Here is a 24152-nt window from a genome sequence, read left to right on the forward strand (position 1 = left end):
ACGGACCGATCATCGCCGACCCGCCGGCCCCTCGACACAACCGGACCGCGGGAGCGGCAGGAGAACGTCCGTGACGAGGCAGGCCATCGGCACGGGACAATGGGCGCATGGCCAAGCGCACCCGCCGTCCTTCCGCCCCCGTCAAGCCCGGGGTCCCGGCGTCCTCGCCGTGTCCCTGCGGGCTGCCCGCCACCTACGGTGCCTGCTGCGCGCGCTTCCACACGGGCAGCGCGGCCCCCGCCACCGCCGAGTCGCTCATGCGCTCCCGCTACAGCGCCTTCGCCGTGCGCGACGAGCCGTACCTGCTGCGCACCTGGGCGGCCGCCACCAGGCCCACCGCCCTCGGCCTCGACCCCGCGGTGCGCTGGACGGGGCTCGACGTCCTGGCCGGCACGGACGGCACCGCCTTCCACACCACGGGCACCGTCACCTTCGCCGCGCACTACACGGACCGCGGCGGGCCCGGAACCCTGCGCGAGCGCAGCACCTTCGCGCGCGAGCAGGGCCGCTGGGTCTACGTGGACGGAGACGTTCAGGGCTGACGTTCGACGCCGGCGTCCAGAGCTGAGGGCAGGCGCTCGGGGCCAGGACCGTCACGACCCCCGGCCCTGCCCCGAGGCTGTCGCGCCGACCGGCAGCCGCACCGCCGAACCGGGCATCAGCGTGTGCGACAGGTCCTCCGCGAGCAGCCGCTTCGCGATCGCGTCCACGGCCCTGCGCAGCTCCTGCCCGCTCGGCCGGCCACGGTCCGCGGTCAGCCGCTCGTTGAGCCACTGCCCCCACGCCGCGTTGATCGCGTCGGCCTCCCTGCTGCCCGCCGCCGTGTGCGAGAAGAAGGTGCCCGCCCTGGTCAGGAACCCCTCGTCGACCATGCGGTCGAAGACCGGGACCAGGACCTCGGGCGGCAGGTCGCGCCGGGCCGCGATCAGGCCGAGGCTCGCGTGCCCCACCATCCGGGTCAGCAGCTCCACCTGCATCACGGCCCAGGCACCGGCGATGTCGAGCCGCGTGTCGGAACCCCGTACCACGGAGCGCGCCACATCGGGCCGCACCCCCTTGAGGATTCTGGCGACCGACACTTCGAGCACCCGTCCCGAGTCGCCGGAGCGCGGCGTCGCGAACCCCTCGCCCATGTCCGTGGAGGTGGCGCGCGCCGAGTCGCGCAGCTTGACCTGCCTGAGGAAGAGCGCCACCACGAAGCCGGCCAGGGCCACCGGCACGGTCCACAGGAAGACGGTGTGCAGGGTGTCCGCGTAGGCCTGCACCACGGGCGCCGACTGCGCGGGCGGCAGCCGGTGCACACCCTCGGGGCTGCCCGCCGCCTTGGCCACCGCGGACGGCGACGCCCCGCCCGCACGGACCGCCTCGGCGATCCCGTCACGCAGGTTGGGCTTCAGCGCGTTGACGTAGATCGTGCCGAAGACGGCGGTGCCGAACGAGCTGCCGAGCGTGCGGAAGAACGTGACACCGGAGGTGGCCGTGCCGAGGTCCGCGTAGTCCACGGTGTTCTGCACCGCGATCGTCAGGACCTGCATGGCAAGGCCGATGCCGAGGCCCAGCACGAACATCGCGCCGGACTCCTTCCACACGCCGGAGCCCGGCCCGACCCGCGACAGCAGGAACAGGCCCAGAGCCATCACCAGCGTTCCCGCGATGGGGAAGACGCGGTACCTGCCGGTCTTGCTGACGACGTTCCCGCTGAAGACCGAGGCGATCAGCAGCCCGATGACCATCGGCAGGGTCCGCACCCCGGAGATGGTCGCCGAGTCGCCGTCCACGTACTGGAGGTAGGTCGGCAGGTACGTCATCGCGCCCAGCATCGCGAAACCCACGATGAAGCTGAGGATCGAGCAGACCGAGAAGACCGGGTTGCGGAACAGCCGTACCGGCAGCATGGGCTGCACGGCCCGCGTCTCGGCGACGCAGAACAGGGCGAGCGCCACGACACCGCCGGCGAACAGGCCGAGGATGACGGGCGAGCCCCACGCGTACTGGTTGCCGCCCCAGCTGGTGCCGAGGATGAGCGCGCCCGCGCCCAGGGCGACCAGGGCGATGCCGCGGTAGTCGATGACCGGTTTCGCCGCGGACCTCACGGACGGGATGGTGCGCGCCGCCGCGACCACCACGACGATCGCGATCGGCACGTTCACGTAGAACGCCCACCGCCACGTCAGATGGTCGGTGAACACGCCGCCGAGCAGCGGCCCGATGACGGTCGCGACGCCGAACACCGCCCCGATGGCGCCCTGGTACTTGCCGCGTTCGCGCAGCGGGATGACGTCGGCGATCAGCGCCATCGCCGTCACCATCAGCCCGCCCGCACCGATGCCCTGGAGGGCGCGCCACGCGATCAGCAGCGTCATGCCGTTCGCGAGACCGCACAGGAACGAGCCCGTGATGAAGACGACTGCCGAGAGCTGAAAGATCAGCTTGCGCCCGAACAGGTCGCCGAACTTGCCGACGAGCGCCGTCGAGATGGTCTCCGCGAGCAGGTACGAGGTGACCACCCACGACATGTGCTCGGCGCCGCCGAGGTCGGCGACGATGGTGGGCAGCGCCGTGCCGACGATGGTCTGGTCGAGCGCCGCCAGCAGGATGCCGAGCACGATCGTCGTGAACACGATGTTCCTGCGCCGCCCGGTCAGCGCGACGGGCGCGGCCTGCGAGGGCGCCGGCTCGGGACGTTGCTCGCTGACGGTGCTCATCCTTGCACGCTCACACCACCGGCCCACGCCCGCATGCGGAGAGGTCCGGACGGGCGCGCCCCGGCGCCTCCCGGCACCGCCTGGCCGATTCGCCCCACCCGGCCCCTCACGCCCCGCCGAACACCTGGGCCAGGTCGTAGCCGACGACCTCCGCGAGCTGCGCGTACGTGCAGTCTCCTGGCGCCTTGTCGGGGCGCCACCTGCGCCACTGCGCCGTATGGCGCAACCGCGTCCCCTCCATGTGGTCGTACGCGACCTCGCACACGCGCTCCGGCCGCAGCGCCACCCAGGACAGGTCCTTCTTGCCGCTCCAGCGCGAGGGCGCGCCCGGCAGCCGCGCGCTCTCGTGCGCCGACGCCTCGCCCCACGAGGCCCAGGGATGGTCCGCCGGATCCATGCGCAGCGGCTCAAGCTCCTCCATCAGCTGCGCCCGCCGCTTCATCGGGAACGCGGCGCACACGCCGACGTGCTGGAGCACGCCCGCGTCGTCGTACAGGCCGAGCAGCAGCGACCCCACCACCGGACCGCTCTTGTGGGGGCGGTAGCCCGCCACGACGACGTCCGCGGTCCGCTCATGCTTGACCTTGTACATGGCACGCACGTCCGGGCGGTAGGGCAGGTCGAGCGGTTTGGCGACGACGCCGTCGAGGCCCGCTCCCTCGTACCGCTCGAACCAGTCGCCCGCCACGGCGATGTCCGTCGTCGCCGGCGCGATGTGCACCGGCGCCCGCACCCCGGTCAGCGCCGCCTCCAGCGCCTCGCGCCGCAGCGACTGGGCGATGGAGAGCAGGGAGGCGTCGCCCTTCGCCAGCAGGTCGAACGCGACGAAGCTCGCCGGTGTGCGCTCCGCGAGCGTGGCCACGCGCGAGGCCGCCGGGTGGATGCGCTCGGTGAGCCGGTCGAAGTCGAGACGCCCGTTGTGCACGACGACGATCTCGCCGTCCACCACGCAGCGGTCCGGCAGTTCGGCGCGCACCGCGTCCACGAGTTCCGGGAAGTACCGTGTCAGCGGCTTGCCGTTGCGGCTGCCGATGACGACCTCGTCCCCGTCCCGGTGCACGATCGCGCGGAACCCGTCCCACTTCGCCTCGTAACTCATGCCGGGCGGTATGCGGGCGACGGATTTCGCGAGCATCGGCAGGATCGGGGGCATCACCGGCAGGTCCATGCGTCCGATTGTCACCGCGGGCGCCGCACTCCGCCCGATGTGCGCGCCGCACGTGCCGGGCCTAGCGTGACGCACATGGGCGCAGCGGTGGAGCTGGACGCGGGCGGCAGGACCGTACGGCTGTCGAACCCCGACAAGGTGTACTTCCCCGAGCGCGGCTTCACCAAGATGGACGTCGCCCGCTACTACCTCGCCGTGGGCGACGGGATCGGCCGCGCGCTCGGCGAGCGGCCGACCACCATGGAGCGCTTCCCGGACGGCGTCACCGGCGAGTCGTTCTTCCAGAAGCGCGCCCCCAAGAACACGCCCGACTGGATCCCCACGGCGAGGATCGCCTTCCCCAGCGGCCGGTTCGCGGACGAGATCTGCCCCACCGAGGTCGCCGCCGTCGTGTGGGCCGCGAACCTCGGGTGTCTCACCTTCCACCCCTGGCCCGTGCGCCGGCACGACACGGACCACCCCGACGAGCTGCGCATCGATCTCGACCCGCAGCCGGGCACCGGCTTCGCCGAGGCCGTCACCGCCGCCCACGAACTGCGGGCTGTCCTCGACGAGCAGGGGCTGCGCGGCTGGCCCAAGACGTCCGGCGGCCGCGGGCTGCACGTGTTCGTGCCGATCGAGCCCCGATGGACGTTCACGCAGGTCCGCAGGTGCGCCATCGCCGTCGGCCGGGAGCTCGAGCGGCGGATGCCGGAGCGCGTGACGACCGCGTGGTGGAAGGAGGAGCGGGGGCAGAAGATCTTCGTCGACTACAACCAGACAGCACGCGACCGCACCATCGCCTCCGCGTACTCCGTGCGCCCGAGGCCGCACGCCCCGGTCTCCGCGCCGCTGCGCTGGGACGAGATCGACGACGTGTCCCCGCGGGACTTCGACATCGCGACCATGCCCGCGCGGTACGCGGAACTCGGCGATGTGCACGCCGGCATGGACCGGCACGCGTTCGGCCTCGAGTCCCTGCTCGACCTCGCGGCGAGGGACGAGCGCGAGCACGGGCTCGGCGACCTGCCCTACCCGCCTGACCACCCGAAGGCACCGGGCGAGCCCACCCGCGTCCAGCCGAGCCGCGCCCGCCGCAAGCCCTGAGCGCGCGGGGTCCGTGCCCGAGGCGGCGACGCGCCGCGCCGGGCGGGCAGCTGTACAACGCGGCCTGCCGCTGGGACGCTACGAACGTCACGGCGTGGGCCACGCGCGTTCGGCTCGTGGCGCCCGTCCTCGCCGATTGATGATTGATCAACCATCAATCGGACGTTTATCGACATGCGGAAGCCTGACACGCATGCCGATCAACCCAACCCCCGGTACGAACGCGGGTTCCCGGTCCGTCACAGACACGTCGCCGGCCTGGCAGGACAGCGCGCTGTGCGCGCAAACAGGGCCCGAGTTCTTCTTTCCCGCCCCAGGCTCCTCCACCCGGGAGGCCAAGCAGCTCTGCGGGGCCTGCCCGGAGCGCGCGGCCTGCCTCGCCTACGCGCTCGAACACGACGAGCGGTTCGGCGTCTGGGGCGGCCTCTCCGAGCGTGAGCGCCTTCGGCTGCGCCGGACCCGCCGCTGACCGAACCGAAACCCCAGCTCAACCATGCCTTTACCCGGTCTTGGCCGAAAGTCGCCGTGCTGAAGCGGCCTGCCCGGCGCTCCGCCGCCGGCCGGCCGGACCGCGAGCCCGCACGCTGCCAGGCTCTTACGGCGGCATGCACGATGTCACATTCCGGACGTCCGGCCGCCGGTGCGGGGGAGTCGGCGGAACGATGCCATCCATGTGAACGGCCGTTATCGCCAGGGGTGTTCATCCCCAGCTCCGGCCCTCGATCGGCTCCGCCGAGGGGCCGCTCCGCGCCCCAGTGCGGCCGCGCCGCTCACGCCTGGACCGCGGCCCCGGCGGGATGAAGGGTTCGTTTACCGGACGTGACCATCCGACGAACGAACCGTTTCCGGCCAATCCAATGACGCGCTCCTGACAACTCTGTCCTCGGGCTGCCACTCTTCCCACGGCCACCAGAACAGTCCGGGCACGGATGTTCGTCCGTGGCCCGCGCCGGCCCCGTCCGCACTCCCGGGACCAGCGCGTCCGCACGGCCAGAGCACGGACCCGCCCGGTCGCCCGACCGGGTGCGGCGCACACATGGTTCCGCCCCGCTCTGCCCGGACGGCCACCCCGCCGCCCGGTGTCCGCCATGGCCACGAGACCCGGGGCCACGCAGAAGGAGTCAGTGTTGAGAAGCATCTCCCACAGACGTACCCCCCACGCCTTCCCCGGTGGCGGTCGCCGACGTGCGACCGCCACCGGTGCCTTGGTCGCCGTCGCCGCGATGCTCGCGGTGGGCACCCAGGCGGGCGCCGCCTCGGCGGACACGCACGCGTCGGCCGCCAAGAAGCCGCTCACGCTCACCGGGAAGCTCGACACGGGTGCCCTGCCCGCCAAGCTCACCCCGTCCGCGCGCGCCGAGCTGATACGCGGGGCCAACGCGACCAAGGCGGACACCGCCAAGAGCCTGGGCCTCGGCGCGCAGCAGAAGCTGACCGTCAAGGATGTCGTCAAGGACCGCGACGGCACGGTGCACACCCGCTACGAGCGCACCTACGCCGGCCTGCCGGTGCTCGGCGGTGACCTGGTGGTCCAGACGGCGAAGTCCGGCAAGACCGAGAAGGTCACCCGGGCGGCCACCGCCAAGCTCGGCAAGGTCTCCACCACGGCCGCGGTGAAGCCGGCCGCGGCCGAGAAGAAGGCGCTCGCACTCGCCAAGGACGCCGGATCGGCGAAGACGAGCGCGGACAAGGCGCCCCGCAAGGTCATCTGGATCGCCGGCGGCAAGCCGACACTGGCCTACGAGACCGTCATCGGCGGGCTTCAGGACGACGGCACCCCGAACCAGTTGCACGTCATCACCGACGCCGCCACGGGCAAGAAGATCTTCCAGTGGCAGGGCATCGAGACCAGCACGGGCACCGGCAACACCGAGTACAGCGGCACCGTGTCGCTCTCGACCTCGACCTCGGGCTCGTCGTACACCCTCAACGACACGACGCGCGGCGGCCACAAGACGTACAACCTGAACCACGGCACGTCCGGCACGGGCAGCCTGTTCACGGACCCCGACGACACGTGGGGCGACGGCACCCCGAACAACGCGCAGACCGCGGCCGCGGACGCGCACTACGGCGCCGCCGAGACGTGGGACTTCTACAAGGACACCTTCGGGCGCACGGGCATACGCGGCGACGGCGCCGCCGCATACTCCCGCGTCCACTACGGCAACAGCTACGTCAACGCCTTCTGGGACGACAGCTGCTTCTGCATGACCTACGGCGACGGGCAGAACAACCAGGACCCGCTGACCGCGCTCGACGTGGCCGGGCACGAGATGTCGCACGGCGTCACCGCCGCCACGGCCGGCCTCAACTACAGCGGTGAGTCCGGCGGCCTCAACGAGGCCACCTCGGACATCATGGGCACCGGTGTGGAGTGGTACGCCAACAACGCGAGCGACAAGGGCGACTACCTCATCGGCGAGAAGATCGACATCAACGGGAACGGCACCCCGCTGCGCTACATGGACCAGCCCAGCAAGGACGGCGGCTCCGCCGACTACTGGTCGTCAGGCGTCGGCAACGAGGACGTCCACTACTCCTCGGGCGTGGCCAACCACTTCTTCTACCTGCTCTCCGAAGGCAGCGGTGCGAAGACCATCAACGGCGTCAACTACAACTCGCCCACCTCGGACGGCCTCCCCGTCACCGGCATCGGCCGCGACAAGGCGCTGCAGATCTGGTACAAGGCGCTGACCGAGCAGTTCACGTCGACCACCGACTACGCGTCGGCCCGCACCGGCACCCTCGCGGCCGCCTCCGCGCTGTACGGCGCGAGCTCGCCCGAGTACAAGGCGGTCGAGAACGCCTGGGCCGGGGTGAACGTCGGCTCGCGTGACGGCGGCGGCAACCCTCCGCCGACCGGGAACGGGACGTTCGAGAACAGCAACAACATCAACATCCCGGACGGTTACGGCTCGGCGAGCTCGAGCGTCGACGTGACCGGCATCAGCGGTGCGGCTCCGAGCAACCTCCAGGTGTCCGTGGACATCAAGCACAGCTACCGCGGTGACCTGATCGTGGACCTGGTGGCCCCGAACGGCGCCTACGCCCGCCTGAAGGACTACAGCCCGTACGACTCGGCCGCCAATGTGAGCGGCACGTGGACCGTCGACGCGTCCTCGGTGGCGGCGGCCGGCACCTGGAAGCTCCGGGTGCAGGACGTCTACACCGGCGACACCGGCTACATCGACGACTTCAAGATCACCTTCCCGTAAACACGGGGGCGTACGTCGAGACGGCGCCGTCCCGGGTGGCCGGCCACCCGGTACGGCGCCGCCGTACGCACCGGACCGCGCGCTGTTACTTCCCGCGCGCCGCCATCCGCGCCTTGCGGGCCGCCAGCTTCTCGTCGAACTTGGCGGCCTCTCCGTCAAGACCCTGCATGAACAGGCCGAGCTCCTCCTGCGCGCGCAGGCCCTCGGGGCCGAGGCCGTCGATGTCCAGCACCTTCAGGTACCGCAGCACGGGCGAGATCACGTCGTCGTGGTGGATGCGCAGGTTGTAGACCTCGCCCACCGCCATCGCCACGGCGGCGCGCTCGAACCCGGGCATGCCGTGTCCCGGCATCCGGAAGTCCACGACGACGTCGCGAACGGCGGCCATCGTCTCGTCCGGCGCGATCCCGAAGGCGGCGCCGAGCAGATTGCGGTAGAAGACCATGTGCAGGTTCTCGTCGGTGGCGATCCGCGCCAGCATGCGGTCGCACACCGGGTCGCCCGACTGGTGGCCCGTGTTGCGGTGCGAGACGCGCGTGGCCAGCTCCTGGAAGGCGACGTACGCGACGGAGTGCAGCATCGAGTGGCGGTTGTCGGACTCGTACCCCTCCGACATGTGCGCCATCCTGAACTGCTCAAGCTCTTCGGGGTCGACGGCGCGGGACGCGAGGAGGTAGTCCCGCATCACGATGCCGTGCCTGCCCTCCTCCGCGGTCCAGCGGTGGACCCAGGTGCCCCAGGCGCCGTCCCTGCCGAAGAGCGTGGCGATCTCGTGGTGGTAGCTCGGGAGGTTGTCCTCGGTCAGCAGGTTCACGACGAGCGCGGTCCTGCCGACGTCGGTGACCTTCGACTGCGCGCGCTCCCAGGGCTCGCCGTCCTCGAACAGGCCGGGGAAGTTGCGGGCGTCGCTCCACGGCACGTACTCGTGCGGCATCCAGTCCTTCGCGACCTTCAGGTGCCGGTTGAGCTCCTTCTCCACCACTTCCTCCAGCGCGTACAGCAGCCGGGCGTCTGTCCAGGCGTCCGAACTGCCGAGGTGGGGAGAGGTGATGGTCACGGGTGCTCCTGGGGACGGGAAACTACCTACGGACTCGTAGGTTACGAAACCGTAGGTTAAAGAGCGGGTAAGACTGTGGGAGGAACCGCGGTACTTCCGCGACCGTTCATGCAGTGCGCGTACCCGGCGCGCCGCTGCCCATGCGCGCCCGTCCTTCACAACCGGTCGTCCGCGGTCCGTATCGTGGAGGCAGGTCGCCGCAGGTCACAGCGGTGGCCGGAGCCGGCATCCGGACCGCGACCGAAGGGCGCCGGCGAGGCGGAGCGAACGCCCGCGCGGGGCGGCGCCGGGGCGCGCGGAATCACACGTACAGGTCACGCAGCCGCACGGAGAGACAGGTCACACACCCCTCAAGCTTCTCGAACTCGCCGATCTCCACGGACACCGGCTCGTACCCGCACCCCGCGAGCAGCTCCGCGGTCTTCGGCGCGCTCGCCGCCATCAGCAGCCTGGCGCCGCCGAGCAGCACGACGTGCGCGCCCGACGGCTCGGGCACCGGCAGGAAGCGCGGGAAGACCGTCGGCACGTCCACGAGCGGCTGGTAGCCGATCACCGTCCCGTCCGGCAGCGCCGTCACGGCCGACTTCAGGTGCAGCACGCTGCTCACCGGCACGGCGACGACCCGCGCGCCGAGCGGCTCGAACGCGGCTCGCAGCTGCGCCACCCCGGCCGCGTTCGTCCTGCCGCCCTGGCCCACGTACACGGTGTCGCCGACCTTGAGCACGTCACCGCCGTCCAGCGTGCCCGGCTCCCAGACCCAGTTGACCGAGCAGCCGAGCCGCGCCAGCTCCTCCTCGACGGCCGCCGTCTCCGGCCTGCGCGAGGCGGCGCCCGGCCGGGAGATCAGCGCGACGTTGCGGAACATCACCACGGTGTCCTCGACGAAGACGCCGTCGGGGCACTCGTCCGCCGGTGCCACCTCGATCGTCTGCCAGCCGTGCTGCTCCAGCGCCGTCGTGTAGCCCTCCCACTGGCGCAGCGCGAGCACCGCGTCGACGGGACTGCGTTCCAGATGCGTGACGAGCCCCTCGTCGAGGCGCGAGCTCGGCTGGCGGACGAGGGCTTTCCTGCTTGGCACGTGCTGGTCTCCCGATCCTGAACGGCTTCCGGTCGCGCCCATCATGGCGTGCGGGCCCGTCGCGGCGGAACGGGTGGTTCCCGAAGCGCCCGATCAGTAGGCGTCGCGCAGCAGTTCGGTGAGGGCCTGGTCGAGGTCGAGGTACAGGTGCTCGTGGCCCTCGGGGACCAGGAACCGCGAGCGGTCGAGGAACCGCCGCAGCTCCGACGTGCGCAGGTGCACCATCGCGGTGCCCTCGGGCGCGTGGAACTCGAGGACCGTGCGCCCGTACCCGAACGGCCTGACGCGAACGTCCCCGAGACCGGCGGGCGCGGACATGCCCGCGGCGAGCAGCTCGCGGGAGAACTCCCAGGTGACCTCGGTGCCCTCCAGGGTGGCGAGCGGCGGGAAGGCCATCCGCACGGTGAACGGATCGGTCCTGTCGTAGACCAGCGTCGCCGGGACGGTCTCCAGGTCGGGGGACGATGCGACGACGCGCGCCTGCACGGCCTGTTCGATCACAGGTGACATGGCTGCTCCCCTTTGGCGGCGCCGAGCGCTGCGGCACGTTGGTGGCCCGGTTGCCTCTTATGACGTCGGAAGCACTCGTTCCGTGCCCGGGGGAGCCGCGTGAGTTGTGTCACCGTACGTAGGTGCGCCCGAGACGTGCGAGGTCGATACCCGTCCGCCGGCCCGCCGCAGCCACCGGTGCGGCGCCCCGTTGCACCCCTGGCGAGGACGCGGGCGTCAGGGCCTCCCCACCGACCCGTACCAGGCGGTAACATCGGGCCTCCACACCAGTTGTGCCAGAGTCGGCCGCGCTCGGGCGAACTGCCGCGGGCCGCCCCGTCGCAGAGCACCGGGCAGCAGGAAGGGTGCCACGCGATGGAGATCTCGCTCCAGCTCGACCACAGGGGCGACCCGCGTGCGGCGTGCGACCTGGTGCCCGCTCTCGAGGCGGCCGGGCTCGACGCCGTCTGGGTCGCCGAGGCCTGGGGGTTCGACTCGGCGACGGTCATGGGCTACCTCGCGGCCCGCACCGAGCGGGTGGCCATCGGCTCGGCCATCGTCAACGTCTACTCGCGCACGCCCGCGCTCATCGCCCAGACAGCGGCCGGTCTCGACGCACTCTCCGGCGGCCGGGCCATTCTCGGCCTCGGCGCCTCGGGACCCCAGGTCGTCGAGGGCTGGCACGGCAGGCCCTACGACAGGCCACTCGGCCGCACCCGCGAGACCGTCGAGATCTGCCGGCGTGTCTGGCGGCGCGAGACCGTCGAGCACCACGGCATCACCGACATGCCGCTTCCGCCCGAGAGGGGCGGCAGGCACGGCAAGCCACTGAAGATGCTCACGCGCCCCGTCCGCCCCCGCATCCCCGTCTTCCTCGCCGCCCTCGGCCCCGCCAACGTCGCGATGACCGCCGAGATCGCCGACGGCTGGCTTCCCCACCTCTTCCTGCCCGAGAAGGCGCAGCGCGTCTGGGGCGAGCCGCTCGCCCGGGGCACCGCCAAGCGGGACCCCTCGCTCGGGCCGCTGCGTACCGTCGCGGGCGGCATCCTCGCCATCGGCGACGACGCGGCGCGCTTCCGGGACAAGGCGCGCCCCCAGATCGCGCTCTACGTCGGCGGAATGGGCGCGCGGGGCAAGAACTTCTACAACGACCTCGCCGTCGCCTACGGGTACGGGAAGGCGGCGGCCGAGATCCAGGACCACTATCTCGCAGGCAGGCTCAGGGACGCGGCCGCCGCCGTGCCCGACGAGTTCTGCGAACTCGCGACCCTGTGCGGACCCGCGGGCTACGTGCGCGAGCGCGTCGAGGCGTTCAGAGAGGCAGGCGTGAGCATGCTCAACGTCGTGCCGGCAGGCCCCGACCCCGTGCGGCTCGTGGAGACGGTCAAGAACTGGATCGGCTGACCCGCCGCCCGCGGGACGCCCGCGTCCCCGTCCGAGCCTTCGAACCTCCCTCCGACAGAAAGGCACCCGCCGTGAGCATCGAGGCCTACGTGTACGACGCCGTCCGCACCCCGCGCGGACGGGGCAAGGCGAACGGTGCCCTGCACGGCACCAAGCCCATCGACCTCGTGGTCGGCCTCATCCACGAGCTGCGCCGCCGCTTCCCCGGACTCGACCCCGCCGCGATCGACGACGTCGTGCTCGGAGTGGTCAGCCCCATCGGCGACCAGGGATCCGACATCGCGCGGATCGCCGCGCTCGCCGCCGGCCTGCCCGACACCGTCGCCGGCGTACAGGAGAACCGCTTCTGCGCCTCCGGCCTCGAAGCCGTCAACCTGGCCGCGGCGAAGGTGCGTTCCGGCTGGGAGGACCTCGTGCTCGCGGGCGGCGTCGAGTCGATGTCGCGCGTCCCCATGGGCTCCGACGGCGGCGCCTGGGCCATGGACCCCATGACCAGCTTCCAGGTCGGCTTCGCCCCCCAGGGCATCGGCGCCGACCTGATCGCCACACTCGGCGGCCACACGCGGCGCGACGTGGACGCGTTCGCCGCGCTGTCCCAGGAGCGCGCCGCCGCGGCCTGGAAGGACGGCCGCTTCGACCGCTCCGTGGTGCCCGTGCGCGACCGGTCCGGCATCACCCTCCTCGACCGCGACGAGCACATGCGGCCCGGCACCACCGTGGAGTCGCTCGCCGCCCTCAAGCCGTCGTTCGCCGGGATCGGCGACGCCGGCGGGTTCGACGCCGTCGCGCTGCAGAAGTACCACTGGGTCGAGGCCATCGACCATGTGCACCACGCCGGCAACTCCTCCGGCATCGTCGACGGCGCCGCGCTCGTGGCCGTCGGATCCCGCGAGATCGGCGAGCGCTACGGACTCACCCCACGCGCCCGGATCGTCTCCGCCGCCGTCACCGGCTCGGAGCCCACCATCATGCTGACGGGCCCCGCGCCGGCGAGCCGCAAGGCGCTCGCCAAGGCGGGGCTCGCCATCGAGGACATCGACCTGGTCGAGATCAACGAGGCGTTCGCGGCGGTCGTGCTGCGCTTCGTCGAGGAGATGGGGCTCGGCCTCGACAAGGTCAACGTCAACGGCGGCGCCATCGCGATGGGCCATCCGCTGGGCGCGACCGGCGCGATGATCCTCGGCACGCTCGTCGACGAACTGGAGCGCCAGGACAAGCGGTACGGGCTCGCGACGCTGTGCATCGGCGGCGGCATGGGCGTCGCCACCGTCGTCGAACGCCTCTGACCGCACCGGCCGGCCGCACGCCCCGCCCCGCAGCATTCACGCCCGCACCCCCGCACCCCCTCACGCCCGCAACGGAGCCGCAGCATGAGCGAGTCCACCACCATCCGCTGGGAGCAGGACGAGACGGGTGTCGTCACGCTCGTACTCGACGACCCCGGCCAGTCCGCCAACACCATGAACGACGCGTTCCGCCACTCGCTCTCCACGGTCGCCGACCGCATCGAGGCGGAGCGGGACACCGTGCGCGGCGTGATCGTCACCTCTGCCAAGAAGACGTTCTTCGCCGGCGGCGACCTCAGGGACCTGATCCGCCTGCGCCCCGATCAGGTCGAGCAGGTGTTCGAGCGCGGTATGGAGATGAAGGCGGCGCTGCGGCGCATCGAGACGCTCGGCAAGCCCGTCGTCGCCGCCGTCAACGGCGCCGCGCTCGGCGGCGGTTACGAGATCGCCCTCGCCTGCCACCACCGCATCGCGCTCGACGCGCCCGGCTCGCGCATCGGGCTGCCCGAGGTCACGCTCGGCCTGCTGCCCGGCAGCGGCGGTGTGGTGCGCACGGTGCGGCTGCTCGGCGTTGCCGACGCCCTGCTGAAGGTCCTGCTCAAGGGCACCAGGTACACCCCGCGCCGCGCCCTGGAAGCGGGCCTCGTGCACGAGGTCGCCGAGACGCCGCAGGACATGCTCGCCAAGGCGCGCGCCTACATCGACGCGCACCCCGAGTCCCACCAGCCCTGGGACGCCAAGGGCTACCGCATCCCCGGCGGGACTCCGGCCGACCCGCGCTTCGCCGCCACACTCCCCGCCTTCCCCGCCACCCTGCGCAAGCAGACGGCGGGCGCGCCGCTGCCGGCGCCGCGCGACATCCTCGCCGCGGCCGTCGAGGGCAGCCAGGTCGACATCGACACCGCCTTCGCGATCGAGTCCCGCTACTTCGCGGGGCTCGCGACCGGCCGGACCGCGAAGAACATGATCCAGGGGTTCTTCTTCGACCTCCAGGCCGTCAACTCCGGGGCGAGCAGGCCGCAGGACGTTCCCAGGCACACGGTGCGCCGCGTCGCCGTGCTGGGCGCCGGGATGATGGGCGCGGGCATCGCCCACTCCTGCGCACGCGCGGGCATCGACGTCGTGCTGAAGGACGTCAGCCCCGAGGCGGCGGACCGTGGCAAGGACCATGTGGCGGACCTGCTCGCGAAGGCCGTGGCCAGGGGCCGCACCACGGAGAACGAACGCGACCTGCTCCTGGGACGGATCACGGCGACCGGCGGCCTCGCGGACCTCGCCGGATGCGACGCCGTCATCGAGGCCGTCTTCGAGGACACGGCGCTCAAGCACAAGGTCTTCCAGGAGGTCCAGGACGTCGTCGCGCCCGGCGCCCTGCTCTGCTCCAACACCTCGACCCTGCCCATCACCGCGCTCGCCGAGGGCGTCGCACGCCCCGCCGACTTCGTGGGCCTGCACTTCTTCTCGCCCGTCGACAGGATGCCGCTCGTCGAGATCATCAAGGGGCGCGAGACGGGCGACGAGGCGCTGGCCCGCGCCTTCGACCTGGTCAGGCAGATCCGCAAGACGCCGATCGTCGTCAACGACTCGCGCGGCTTCTTCACCTCACGCGTCATCGGCCAGTTCCTCAACGAGGGCGTCGCGATGGTCGGCGAGGGGATCGAGCCCGCGTCCGTCGAACAGGCGGCGGCACAGGCCGGCTACCCCGCGAAGGTGCTCTCCCTGATGGACGAGCTGACGCTCACGCTGCCCCGCAGGATCCGCCAGGAGGCCAGGCGCGCGACCGAGGACGCGGGCGGCACATGGACCGCGCACCCCGCCGACGCGGTCGTCGACCGCATGGTCGAGGAGTTCGGCCGGGGCGGCAGGGCGGCGGGCGGCGGGTTCTACGAGTACGCGGAGGACGGCGCGCGCACCCGGCTCTGGCCCGGCCTGCGGGAACACTTCACCCGCCCGGGCGCGGGGATCCCGTTCGACGACATGCGGGATCGGATGCTGTTCGCCGAGGCGCTCGACGCGGTGCGCTGCCTGGACGAGGGCGTACTGACGTCCGTGGCGGACGCCAACGTCGGCTCGCTGCTCGGCATCGGCTTCCCCGCGTGGACGGGCGGGGTGCTGCAGTACGTGAACGGCTACGAGGGCGGCCCGGCAGGCTTCGTGGCCCGAGCACGCGAACTGGCCGAACGCTACGGCGCGAGGTTCGAACCGCCGGCCACGCTGGTGTCCCGCGCGGCGACGGGGGAGCGGTACGCGGACGCGTAACGCTCCCCCCTGGAGGCGCGTGCAGGCGCGGGCGCTGCCGCTGCCCGCGCCCGTCGGCCGCGTGCCACGAGGGGAAGCCTCCGCCCCGGCGGGCGCGTTCCCGGGCGCGCGGGAGACGCGGCGTCCCCCGGCCGTTGGCACGGCCCCCGCCCGCGTGCTGCGAGCCGGGCTCTATGCCGCGCGAACCAGCGCCTCGCGCGGCCGATGCCGGGTTGCCGGTGGGACGGCCGCCGCGTTCTTCCGGTCAGGAGCGGAGCGTTGTGCGGGTCCCGCGCCGCGAGGCGGGTGCGTGCGCGCCTTGGACACGCCGCCAACGCCACGCGAGCCTCGCTGCGGCAAGTCCGCGCAGCGGTACGGCAGGTGCGAGACGGTCGGATGCCGGGCCGCGCTCAGGCCGTCGACCTGCGCACCAGGGTCGTCGGCATGATCACCGAATCGCCGTCGGGCGTGGTCGCCAGCGGTCCCGCCGCGCCCTCGCCGTCCAGCAGGCCGCCGCCGTCCAGGCCGTGCAGCAGCAGCCGCGCCATCAGCCGGCCCTGCCCCTCCACGTCCTGGCGCACGGTCGTCAGCGGCGGATCCGTCGACTCGGCCACCGAGTCCATGTCGTCGAAGCCGACCAGCGCCACATCCCCGGGCACCCGGCGCCCGTGTTCCTTGAGCACGCGCAGGGCGCCCGAGGCCATCAGGTCGTTCGCAGCGAACACCGCGTCCAGATCGGGCCGCCGCTCGAGCAGGTGCGCCATGGCCCGCGCCCCGCTCTCGGGGGTGAAGCCGCCCTGCGCCACCAGTGAGTCGTCGTACGCCGCGCCGAGCGCGTCGCGGTAGCCGTCAAGCCGGTCGGTGCCCGACGTCTGATCGCGGGGCCCCGCGATGTGCGCGACGCGCGTGCGCCCGAGATCCAGCAGCAGCCGCACGGCCACTCGCGCGCCGCCCCGGTTGTCCGCGTCCACGTACGGCACGGCCTGCCGGTCGCGGGACGCGGTCCACACCGGCCGCCCCCCGTACACCGTCGGGATCCCGGCGCGCCGGGTGATCGAGGGGATCGGGTCCTCGGTGTGCAGCGAGAAGGCCAGCGCGCCGTCGACGTGGCCGCCGGCGAGGTAGCGCGACACGCGTCCGAAGTCGCCGCTCGCCTCCACCAGCATCAGCACCAGCTGTGTGTCGTGCGCCGTGAGCTCTTTGCTGATGCCGCGGATCTGGCGGAAGAAGAACGGGTCGGAGAAGATCCGCACCTCGGGCTCGGGGATGATCACCGCAACGGCGCCCGTGCGGCGGGTGACCAGCGTGCGCGCCGCGTGGTTCGGGACGTACCCCAGCTCCTCGACCGCCCGGTGCACCTTGTCGACGAGCGACTGGCGCACCCCGGTGCTGCCGTTGACCACCCGGGACACCGTGGCCCGCGACACGCCGGCACGCGCGGCGACGGCCTCCAGGGTCGGGCGTGGACCTGACGGCGGTCTCGACCCGGCCGGCGTTTCCGGGCTCGTCTCGGGCACGGTGCGCTCCTACTCTCGCGATGCGCCACAGCCTAGGCCCTGACCTCCCTCCCCGTGACGGGCCGGGTACCGGCCGGGTACGCCCGATATCCGGCTGCCGCCTGTGGCGGCAGCCCGTTAAGCTCGTCGCCCTGATGACTGCCACGCTCGTAGCCAAGGCCCTCACCGCGGGCCACGGCGGACGCTCCCTGTTCACCGGCCTCGACCTCGTCGTCGCGCCAGGCGACGTGATCGGACTCGTCGGCGCCAACGGCGCCGGGAAGTCGACGCTGCTGCGGCTGCTCGCCGGCCTCGACAGGCCGGAGGAGGGCGCGATGTCGCTGTCCCCGCCGACCGCGACCGTGGGCCACCTGCCGCAGGAGCCGGAACGGCGCCACGGCGAGAGCGTGCGCGCCTTCCTCGCGCGCCGTACCGGCGTCGCCGGGGCGCAGCGCGACCTCGACGCGGCGACCGCGGCGCTCGTCGAGGCCGCTCCGGGCGCCGACGACGCGTACGCGGCGGGCCTTGAGCGCTGGCTCGCACTCGGCGGCGCCGACCTGGACGAGCGCGCCGAGGAGGTCGCCGCCTCGCTCGGCCTCACCATCGGGCTCGACCAGCCCATGACCACCCTCTCCGGCGGCCAGGCCGCCCGCGCCTCGCTCGCCTCCCTGCTGCTGTCACGCTACGACGTCTTCCTGCTGGACGAGCCGACCAACGACCTCGACCTGGACGGCCTGGAGCGGCTGGAGGCGTTCGTACGCGGGCTGCGGGCGGGCACCGTGCTCGTCAGCCACGACCGCGAATTCCTCGCCCGCACCGCCACCAAGGTCCTCGAACTGGACCTCGCGCAGCAGCGGACCGCGCTGTACGGAGGCGGCTACGAGGCCTACCTGGAGGAGCGGGAGACCGCGCGCAGGCATGCGCGCGAGGAGTACGAGGAGTACGCGGACCGCCGCGGCGCCCTGGAGGCACGCGCGCACACCCAGCGGGCCTGGATGGAGAAGGGCGTCAAGAACGCGCGCAGGAAGGCGACCGACAACGACAAGGTCGGCCGCAAGTTCCGTGCCGAGTCGACGGAGAAGCAGGCCGCGAAGGCGCGCCAGACGGAACGGCTCATCGAGCGCCTCGACGTGGTGGAGGAGCCGCGCAAGGAGTGGCGGCTGCGGATGGAGATCGCCGCCGCTGACCGCTCGGGGGCGGTGGTCGCCACGATGAACGGCGCCGAGGTGCGGCGCGGCGGCTTCAGGCTCGGACCCGTCACCCTCCAGGTCGACAGGACGGACCGCGTCGCCATCACGGGGCCCAACGGCGCGGGCAAGACCACGCTGCTCGCCGCGCTGCTCGGCAGGGTGCCACTGGACGCGGGGCACGCGGCGCTCGGCTCCGGTGTGGTGGTCGGCGAGGTCGACCAGGCGCGGCGGCTGTTCCTCGGCGACGACACACTGCTCGACGCCTTCAGGGCGGCGGTGCCGGAAGCGGAACCGGCGGAACTGCGCACGCTGCTGGCCAAGTTCGGCCTCAAGGCGGACCACCTGACCAGGCCGGCCACCACCCTGTCGCCGGGCGAGCGCACCCGCGCCGCGCTCGCCCTGCTGCAGGGCAGGGGCGTCAACCTGCTGGTGCTCGACGAGCCGAGCAACCACCTCGACCTGCCCGCCATCGAGCAACTCGAGTCGGCGCTCGACTCGTACACCGGCACACTGCTGCTCGTCACGCACGACCGCAGAATGCTCACGGCCGTGCGCACGACACGCCGGCTCGACGTGCGCGACGGCCTCGTCACGGAGCGCTGAGCCGGACGACGCGGCCGCCGCGGGGTCACCGCCGCCAGGGAGGCGGCGGTGACCCCGCCCCTCAGCGTTCCTTGCCGAGCAGGCCCGCACGGCGCAGCGCGTCCGCCATCGCACTGTTGGCGGGGGCCGCCGCCTGGCCGCGCCGGCCGGAGCCCGCGGCACCGCCGCCGCCCGAGCCGCCGCCACGCCGCTCGCGGCCACCGCCCTGGCGCTGCTGCGGCGCCCGGCCCCCCGTGCCCTTGGCGCGCTCGCGCTCGCGGCCGCCGCCCGGTCGGCCGGCCTCGGCGGCCGCCTCGTCGTCCAGCCGGAGCGTCAGCGAGATCCGCTTGCGCGGGATGTCCACGTCGAGCACCTTGACCTTGACGACATCGCCCGGCTTCACGACGTCGCGCGGGTCCTTGACGAACGTCCTGGACATCGCCGATACGTGCACCAGGCCGTCCTGGTGGACACCGATGTCGACGAAGGCGCCGAACGCGGCGACGTTGGTGACCACCCCCTCGAGCACCATGCCGCCCGCCAGATCGCCGATCTTCTCGACGCCCTCCTTGAACGTGGCCGTCCTGAACGCGGGCCGCGGATCGCGTCCCGGCTTCTCGAGCTCGCGGAGGATGTCCGTGACGGTCGGCAGGCCGACCGTGTCGTTCACGAAGTCGGCAGGCTTCAGCGACCTGAGGACCGAGGTGTTGCCGATGAGGGCGGCGACCTCGCTGCCCGCCGACTTCACCATGGAGCGCACCACCGGATACGACTCAGGGTGCACGCTCGACGCGTCCAGCGGGTCGTCGCCGCCGCGGATCCTCAGGAACCCGGCGCACTGCTCGTAGGCCTTCGGGCCGAGCCGCGCCACGTCCTTGAGCCCCTTGCGCGAGCTGAAGGGCCCGTGCGTGTCGCGGTGGGTGACGATGTTCTCCGCAAGACCGGTGCCGATGCCCGACACCCGCGAGAGCAGGGGCGCGGAAGCCGTGTTGACGTCCACACCGACGCCGTTCACGCAGTCCTCCACCACCGCGTCCAGCGAGCGCGACAGCTTCACCTCGGACAGGTCGTGCTGGTACTGCCCGACACCGATCGACTTCGGGTCGATCTTCACGAGCTCGGCCAGCGGGTCCTGGAGCCTGCGCGCGATGGAGACGGCGCCGCGCAACGACACGTCCATCCCGGGCAGTTCCTGCGAGGCGAACGCGGACGCCGAGTACACCGACGCTCCCGCCTCCGACACCATGACCTTGGTGAGCCCGAGTTCCGGGTGTTTCGCGCACAGTTCCGCGGCGAGCTTGTCCGTCTCGCGGGACGCCGTGCCGTTGCCGATCGCGATCAGCTCGACCGCGTGCTGCTTCGCCAGCCTCGCGAGCGCGGCCAGCGCCGCGTCCCACTTGTTGGCCGGCACGTGCGGGTAAATGGTGTCCGTCGCCACCACCTTGCCCGTCGCGTCGACGACGGCCACCTTCACGCCCGTGCGGAAACCCGGGTCGAGGCCCAGCGTCGCGCGCGTACCCGCGGGGGCGGCGAGCAGCAGGTCCCGCAGGTTCGACGCGAAGACACGGACCGCCTCGTCCTCGGCGGCCGTGCGCAGCCGCAGGCGCAGGTCGATGCCGAGATGGACGAGGATCCTGGTGCGCCAGGCCCAGCGCACCGTGTCGCCCAGCCACTTGTCGGCCGGCCTGCCCCTGTCGGCGACGCCGAAGCGCCGCGCGATCATGTTCTCGTACGCCGAGGGACCCGGATCGGCGGACGGCTCCTCCGGCTCCATGGTGAGGTCGAGGACCTCTTCCTTCTCGCCGCGGAACATCGCCAGTACCCGGTGCGACGGCAGTTGCGTCAGCGGTTCGGCGAAGTCGAAGTAGTCGGCGAACTTGGCCCCCGCCTCCTCCTTGCCGTCCCGCACCCTCGCGGCCAGCCTGCCACGGCTCCACACGCGCTCGCGCAACTCGCCGATCAGGTCGGCGTCCTCGGAGAAGCGCTCCGTCAGGATGGACCGCGCCCCTTCGAGCGCCGCCGATGCGTCCGCGACGCCCTTGTCCGCGTCGACGAACGCGGCCGCCGCGGCGGCCGGCTCCGCCGACGGGTCGGCCAGCAGGCCCTCGGCGAGGGGCGCGAGCCCCGCCTCGCGTGCGATCTGCGCCTTCGTGCGCCGCTTCGGCTTGAACGGCAGGTAGATGTCCTCGAGACGAGCCTTGGTCTCCGCCGAGCGGATCCGCGCCTCCAGCGCCTCGTCCAGCTTGCCCTGCTCGCGCACGGACTCCAGGACGGCCGTGCGCCGTTCCTCCAGCTCCCGCAGGTAACGCAGCCGCTCCTCCAGCGTCCGCAGCTGCGCGTCGTCGAGCGTCTCGGTCGCTTCCTTGCGGTAGCGCGCGATGAACGGGACCGTGGAGCCCCCGTCGAGCAGCTCGACGGCCGACCTGACCTGCCGCTCCCGCACGCCGAGTTCCTCGGCGATCCTGCTTTCGATGGACTTGGTCGCTGTCACGCTCGTCGTCACTGTCACGCTCCGCTTGTGTGTCCGTTCGCGGTTGCATTGTGGCAGGTGGCTCGGACAGCCGAGGGCGCGACAGGACGGGACGGCGCCGGTTGTTCCTCCGGGGACCGGACGGCGGTTCCTCGGGCGGCCCCGCCGCGCCGCCCTGCGGAGTATGCCCCGTGACCGTGCCTGCCGCGCCGGGCCGCACATCGACAGGAAACGCACATGATGTGGTCACGAGCGGTCGTGCACATTCCATTGCGGTGCGAGCGCGGTCGGTAAGCGCCGATAGCCGCTGACTTGCGTTCAGCGTGCCCGGGAGCCCCGAGCCACGCCAACACTCGGGACGAACAACGGGGAACGAAGCGAGGGTGGGTGCCGCAGATGGAGAGCCGCGGGAGTGTTCCGGTCCGGCCACTGCCGTACGAAGGGGTGTGGCGCTTCACGGCACCCGCCGTGGACGTCTCGGTACCGCGGGCGAGGCACGCCGTGCGCGACCTGCTGGCGCGCCAGGCGGTACCCGTCGACGGCGACGTGGTGCAGTGCCTGCTGGTCATCGTCTCGGAGCTGGTCACCAACGCCGTGCGGCACGCCGCCGTGCTCTCGCCCGAGATCGCCGTCGAGGTGGCCGTGGGCGCGGACTGGCTCAGGGTGTCCGTCGAGGACAACCACCCCTACCGGCCGAAGGCGCTGGAGCGCGACCAGGCCAGAACGGGCGGACGCGGCCTGCTGCTCGTGCGCGAGCTCTCCCGCGAGGCCGGCGGTGCCTGCGACGTCGAGCACACCGCCGGCGGTGGCAAGGTCGTCTGGGCGTCCCTGCCCCTCACCAGCCCGACTGCGCCCCCGTCAACTCCCTGATCGCCGGGCGCGCCGCGTCGAGCACGGTCATGAACCAGGCCGAGAACGGGCCGTCGGCGCAGCGCTTCTCCAGCTCCGCGGGCGAGACGAAGACGTACTCGGAGATCTCCTCGGGATCCGGGCGCACCGCTGCCTGGACCAGTCCCACGAAGAGGTGGTTGAACTCCTGCTCCACCAGGCCGGAAGCGGGATCGGGGTGGTTGTACCTGACCGTGCCGGCCTCGCCCATGAGCGAGGGTGAGACGCCGAGCTCCTCGTACGTGCGGCGCGCGGCGGCCGCGAACGGGGCCTCGCCCGGATACGGGTGGCCGCAGCAGGTGTTGGACCACACACCGGGCGAGTGGTACTTGGACAGCGCACGGCGCTGGATCAGGAGGCGGCCCTGCTCGTCGAAGAGGAAGACGGAGAAGGCGCGGTGCAACTGCCCCGGCGCCTGGTGCGCGGCGAGCTTCTCGGCGGTGCCGATCGTATGACCGTCCTCATCGACCAGCTCCAGCATGATCGTTTCAGGGGCGTCTGCCTGCGCGCTGCTCGCCGTGGTGACTGGTGTGGTCGGCATAACCGTCCTTCGCTTCGGGCCTCGGCCCCCAAGTCTGCCGTACAAGCGGTCCCTGTCTGCACTTCGGGGGCGCGAGCATGATCCATTCCCACGATTGCCGGTGGGGACACCACCGCCACGGCGGGGGAAACCCGGTGTGCGGAGGCGCGGGCGGGCGCGCGCGCCGTGCGCACACCACCCGCGCGGGTGTGGTGCCCTGTGGAATCCGCACACGCGTGCAAGGCATCACCCCCTTGTGCCAGGGGGCGCGCGGGCGCGTCAGGGGCAGAGACCCGCCTCGTGCTCGGCGTGGCCGCCCGGTTCCAGTTGGAACGTGCAGTGCTCCACGTCGAAGTGGTGGCCGAGGCACGCCTGGAGATCGTGCAGGATCTTCTCGTTGCCCGCCGCGTCCAGCGCGTCCTGGTCCACCACGACGTGCGCGGAGAGCACCGGCATCCCCGACGTGATCGTCCACGCGTGCAGGTCGTGCACGTCCGCCACGCCCGGCATGGCCAGTATGTGGGCCCGCACCTCGGTCATGTCCACGCCCTTCGGCGCCGCTTCAAGCAGCACCTCGAGCGTCTCCCGCAGGAGCTTGACCGTGCGCGGCACGATCATCAGGCCGATCAGCAGCGACGCGGCCGGGTCCGCGTACCGCCACCCCGTCCCCAGCACGATCCCGGCCGAGACCAGCACGGTGAAGGAGCCCAGCGTGTCCGCGAGCACCTCCAAGTAGGCGCCGCGCACGTTGAGGCTGTCGCGCTGCCCTCGCATCAGCAGGGACAGGGAGACGGCGTTGGCCACGAGGCCGATCACCGCGAACGCGATGGTGAGCCCGCCCTTCGTCTCCGGGGGCTCGATGAACCGCTCGACCGCCTCGTACAGCAGGAACGCGCCCACCCCGAGCAGCAGCAGGCAGTTGGCGAGCGCGGCGAGGATCTCCGCACGCGCGTAGCCGAAGGTGCGGTTCCCGCCCGCCGGCCGCGCCGCGAAGTGGATCGCCAGCAGGCCCATGCCAAGGCCCAGCGCGTCCGTCGCCATGTGACCCGCGTCGGCGATCAGGGCGAGAGACCCGGACACCACCCCGCCGGCGATCTCCACGGCCGTCACGGTCAGTGTGATGGCCAGCGCGACGCGCAGCCTGCCCAGGTAGCCGGCCGTGACGGTGCCGCCCGGCGGACCATGGCTGTGCCCGTGATCGTGCCCTGCCCCCATGGGCCACCTCCCCGACGTCGCGGCACCCTGCCGACCACGTCAGTGAACTACGGGGAGCGTGC

The 24152-nt window shown here is 72.2% G+C and carries 18 protein-coding genes; 9 read left to right on the forward strand and 9 right to left on the reverse strand.

All coding sequences use genetic code 11. The annotated features are described in order from the left end of the window. Positions 1-107: 107 nt before the first annotated feature. Entirely contained in the window at positions 108-542 is a 435-nt protein-coding gene (locus IH48_RS0130830) for a YchJ family protein (RefSeq protein WP_030912098.1), read from the forward strand. 51 nt (positions 543-593) lie between these two features. Here the strand turns inward: IH48_RS0130830 and IH48_RS0130835 are convergent, their stop codons facing one another. Together IH48_RS0130835 and IH48_RS0130840 are read right to left on the reverse strand one after the other, a co-directional pair. Further along, complete coding sequence (locus IH48_RS0130835; protein WP_030912102.1) at positions 594-2705, reverse strand: MDR family MFS transporter; 2112 nt, start codon at positions 2703-2705, stop codon at positions 594-596. Positions 2706-2811: 106 nt separating this feature from the next. Continuing rightward, a complete protein-coding gene (locus IH48_RS0130840; RefSeq protein ID WP_030912105.1) occupies positions 2812-3873 on the reverse strand; it encodes an ATP-dependent DNA ligase in 1062 nt (353 codons plus the stop codon). Positions 3874-3948: 75 nt separating this feature from the next. On the opposite strand from IH48_RS0130840, the gene ligD reads away from it, so the two are divergent. The 3 genes from ligD (at position 3949) to IH48_RS0130855 (ending at position 8177) form a co-directional block, all read left to right on the forward strand. Continuing rightward, positions 3949-4959 (forward strand): non-homologous end-joining DNA ligase, encoded by a 1011-nt coding sequence (ligD, locus tag IH48_RS0130845; RefSeq protein ID WP_030912108.1) that lies wholly within the window; start codon positions 3949-3951, stop codon positions 4957-4959. A gap of 193 nt (positions 4960-5152) precedes the next feature. Beyond that, a complete protein-coding gene (locus IH48_RS0130850) occupies positions 5153-5428 on the forward strand; it encodes a WhiB family transcriptional regulator (RefSeq protein WP_030912111.1) in 276 nt (91 codons plus the stop codon). A gap of 754 nt (positions 5429-6182) precedes the next feature. Further along, the gene (locus IH48_RS0130855) at positions 6183-8177 is read left to right on the forward strand and encodes a M4 family metallopeptidase (protein WP_234434451.1); all 1995 of its coding nucleotides are present in this window, start codon (positions 6183-6185) and stop codon (positions 8175-8177) included. A gap of 85 nt (positions 8178-8262) precedes the next feature. Here the strand turns inward: IH48_RS0130855 and IH48_RS0130860 are convergent, their stop codons facing one another. The 3 genes from IH48_RS0130860 to IH48_RS0130870 all read right to left on the reverse strand — a co-directional run bounded on the left by IH48_RS0130860 (position 8263) and on the right by IH48_RS0130870 (position 10822). After that, positions 8263-9234: an acyl-ACP desaturase gene (locus IH48_RS0130860; RefSeq protein WP_030912117.1), complete on the reverse strand. Its 972-nt coding sequence runs from the start codon at positions 9232-9234 to the stop codon at positions 8263-8265. Positions 9235-9535: 301 nt separating this feature from the next. Then, complete coding sequence (gene ddaH / locus IH48_RS0130865; RefSeq protein ID WP_030912120.1) at positions 9536-10312, reverse strand: dimethylargininase; 777 nt, start codon at positions 10310-10312, stop codon at positions 9536-9538. A gap of 93 nt (positions 10313-10405) precedes the next feature. Next, the gene (locus IH48_RS0130870) at positions 10406-10822 is read right to left on the reverse strand and encodes an SsgA family sporulation/cell division regulator (protein ID WP_030912123.1); all 417 of its coding nucleotides are present in this window, start codon (positions 10820-10822) and stop codon (positions 10406-10408) included. A 354-nt stretch (positions 10823-11176) separates the two neighbouring features. Between IH48_RS0130870 and IH48_RS0130875 the strand changes: the two genes are divergently transcribed. The 3 genes from IH48_RS0130875 to IH48_RS0130885 all read left to right on the forward strand — a co-directional run bounded on the left by IH48_RS0130875 (position 11177) and on the right by IH48_RS0130885 (position 15750). Then, positions 11177-12205: an LLM class F420-dependent oxidoreductase gene (locus tag IH48_RS0130875; protein ID WP_030912126.1), complete on the forward strand. Its 1029-nt coding sequence runs from the start codon at positions 11177-11179 to the stop codon at positions 12203-12205. Positions 12206-12276: 71 nt separating this feature from the next. Beyond that, the gene (locus tag IH48_RS0130880; protein WP_030912129.1) at positions 12277-13491 is read left to right on the forward strand and encodes an acetyl-CoA C-acetyltransferase; all 1215 of its coding nucleotides are present in this window, start codon (positions 12277-12279) and stop codon (positions 13489-13491) included. A gap of 84 nt (positions 13492-13575) precedes the next feature. Continuing rightward, positions 13576-15750: a 3-hydroxyacyl-CoA dehydrogenase NAD-binding domain-containing protein gene (locus IH48_RS0130885; protein WP_030912132.1), complete on the forward strand. Its 2175-nt coding sequence runs from the start codon at positions 13576-13578 to the stop codon at positions 15748-15750. A 389-nt stretch (positions 15751-16139) separates the two neighbouring features. Here IH48_RS0130885 and IH48_RS0130890 read toward each other — a convergent pair whose 3' ends face one another. Then, a complete protein-coding gene (locus tag IH48_RS0130890) occupies positions 16140-17246 on the reverse strand; it encodes a LacI family DNA-binding transcriptional regulator (protein ID WP_051840910.1) in 1107 nt (368 codons plus the stop codon). Between the two features lie 134 nt (positions 17247-17380). On the opposite strand from IH48_RS0130890, the gene IH48_RS0130895 reads away from it, so the two are divergent. Beyond that, positions 17381-19018, forward strand: a complete 1638-nt coding sequence (locus IH48_RS0130895; RefSeq protein WP_030912139.1) for an ABC-F family ATP-binding cassette domain-containing protein — start codon at positions 17381-17383, stop codon at positions 19016-19018. Positions 19019-19079: 61 nt separating this feature from the next. Here the strand turns inward: IH48_RS0130895 and IH48_RS0130900 are convergent, their stop codons facing one another. Further along, positions 19080-21488, reverse strand: coding sequence for a Tex family protein (locus tag IH48_RS0130900; RefSeq protein WP_037843796.1), 2409 nt, complete (start codon positions 21486-21488; stop codon positions 19080-19082). 375 nt (positions 21489-21863) lie between these two features. On the opposite strand from IH48_RS0130900, the gene IH48_RS0130905 reads away from it, so the two are divergent. After that, positions 21864-22337 (forward strand): ATP-binding protein, encoded by a 474-nt coding sequence (locus IH48_RS0130905; protein ID WP_030912144.1) that lies wholly within the window; start codon positions 21864-21866, stop codon positions 22335-22337. On the opposite strand, the gene idi is transcribed toward IH48_RS0130905, so the two are convergent. Both idi and IH48_RS0130915 read right to left on the reverse strand, forming a co-directional pair. Next, on the reverse strand, positions 22303-22896 hold the full coding sequence (idi, locus tag IH48_RS0130910) for an isopentenyl-diphosphate Delta-isomerase (RefSeq protein WP_030912148.1): 594 nt from the start codon (positions 22894-22896) through the stop codon (positions 22303-22305). The two genes, IH48_RS0130905 and idi, sit on opposite strands and share 35 nt — an antisense overlap. 258 nt (positions 22897-23154) lie before the next feature. Next, positions 23155-24090, reverse strand: coding sequence for a cation diffusion facilitator family transporter (locus IH48_RS0130915; RefSeq protein WP_030912150.1), 936 nt, complete (start codon positions 24088-24090; stop codon positions 23155-23157). Positions 24091-24152: the final 62 nt, after the last annotated feature.

This window comes from Streptomyces sp. NRRL F-5126 (genome assembly GCF_000721265.1).
In the GTDB taxonomy this organism is placed as follows: domain Bacteria; phylum Actinomycetota; class Actinomycetes; order Streptomycetales; family Streptomycetaceae; genus Streptomyces.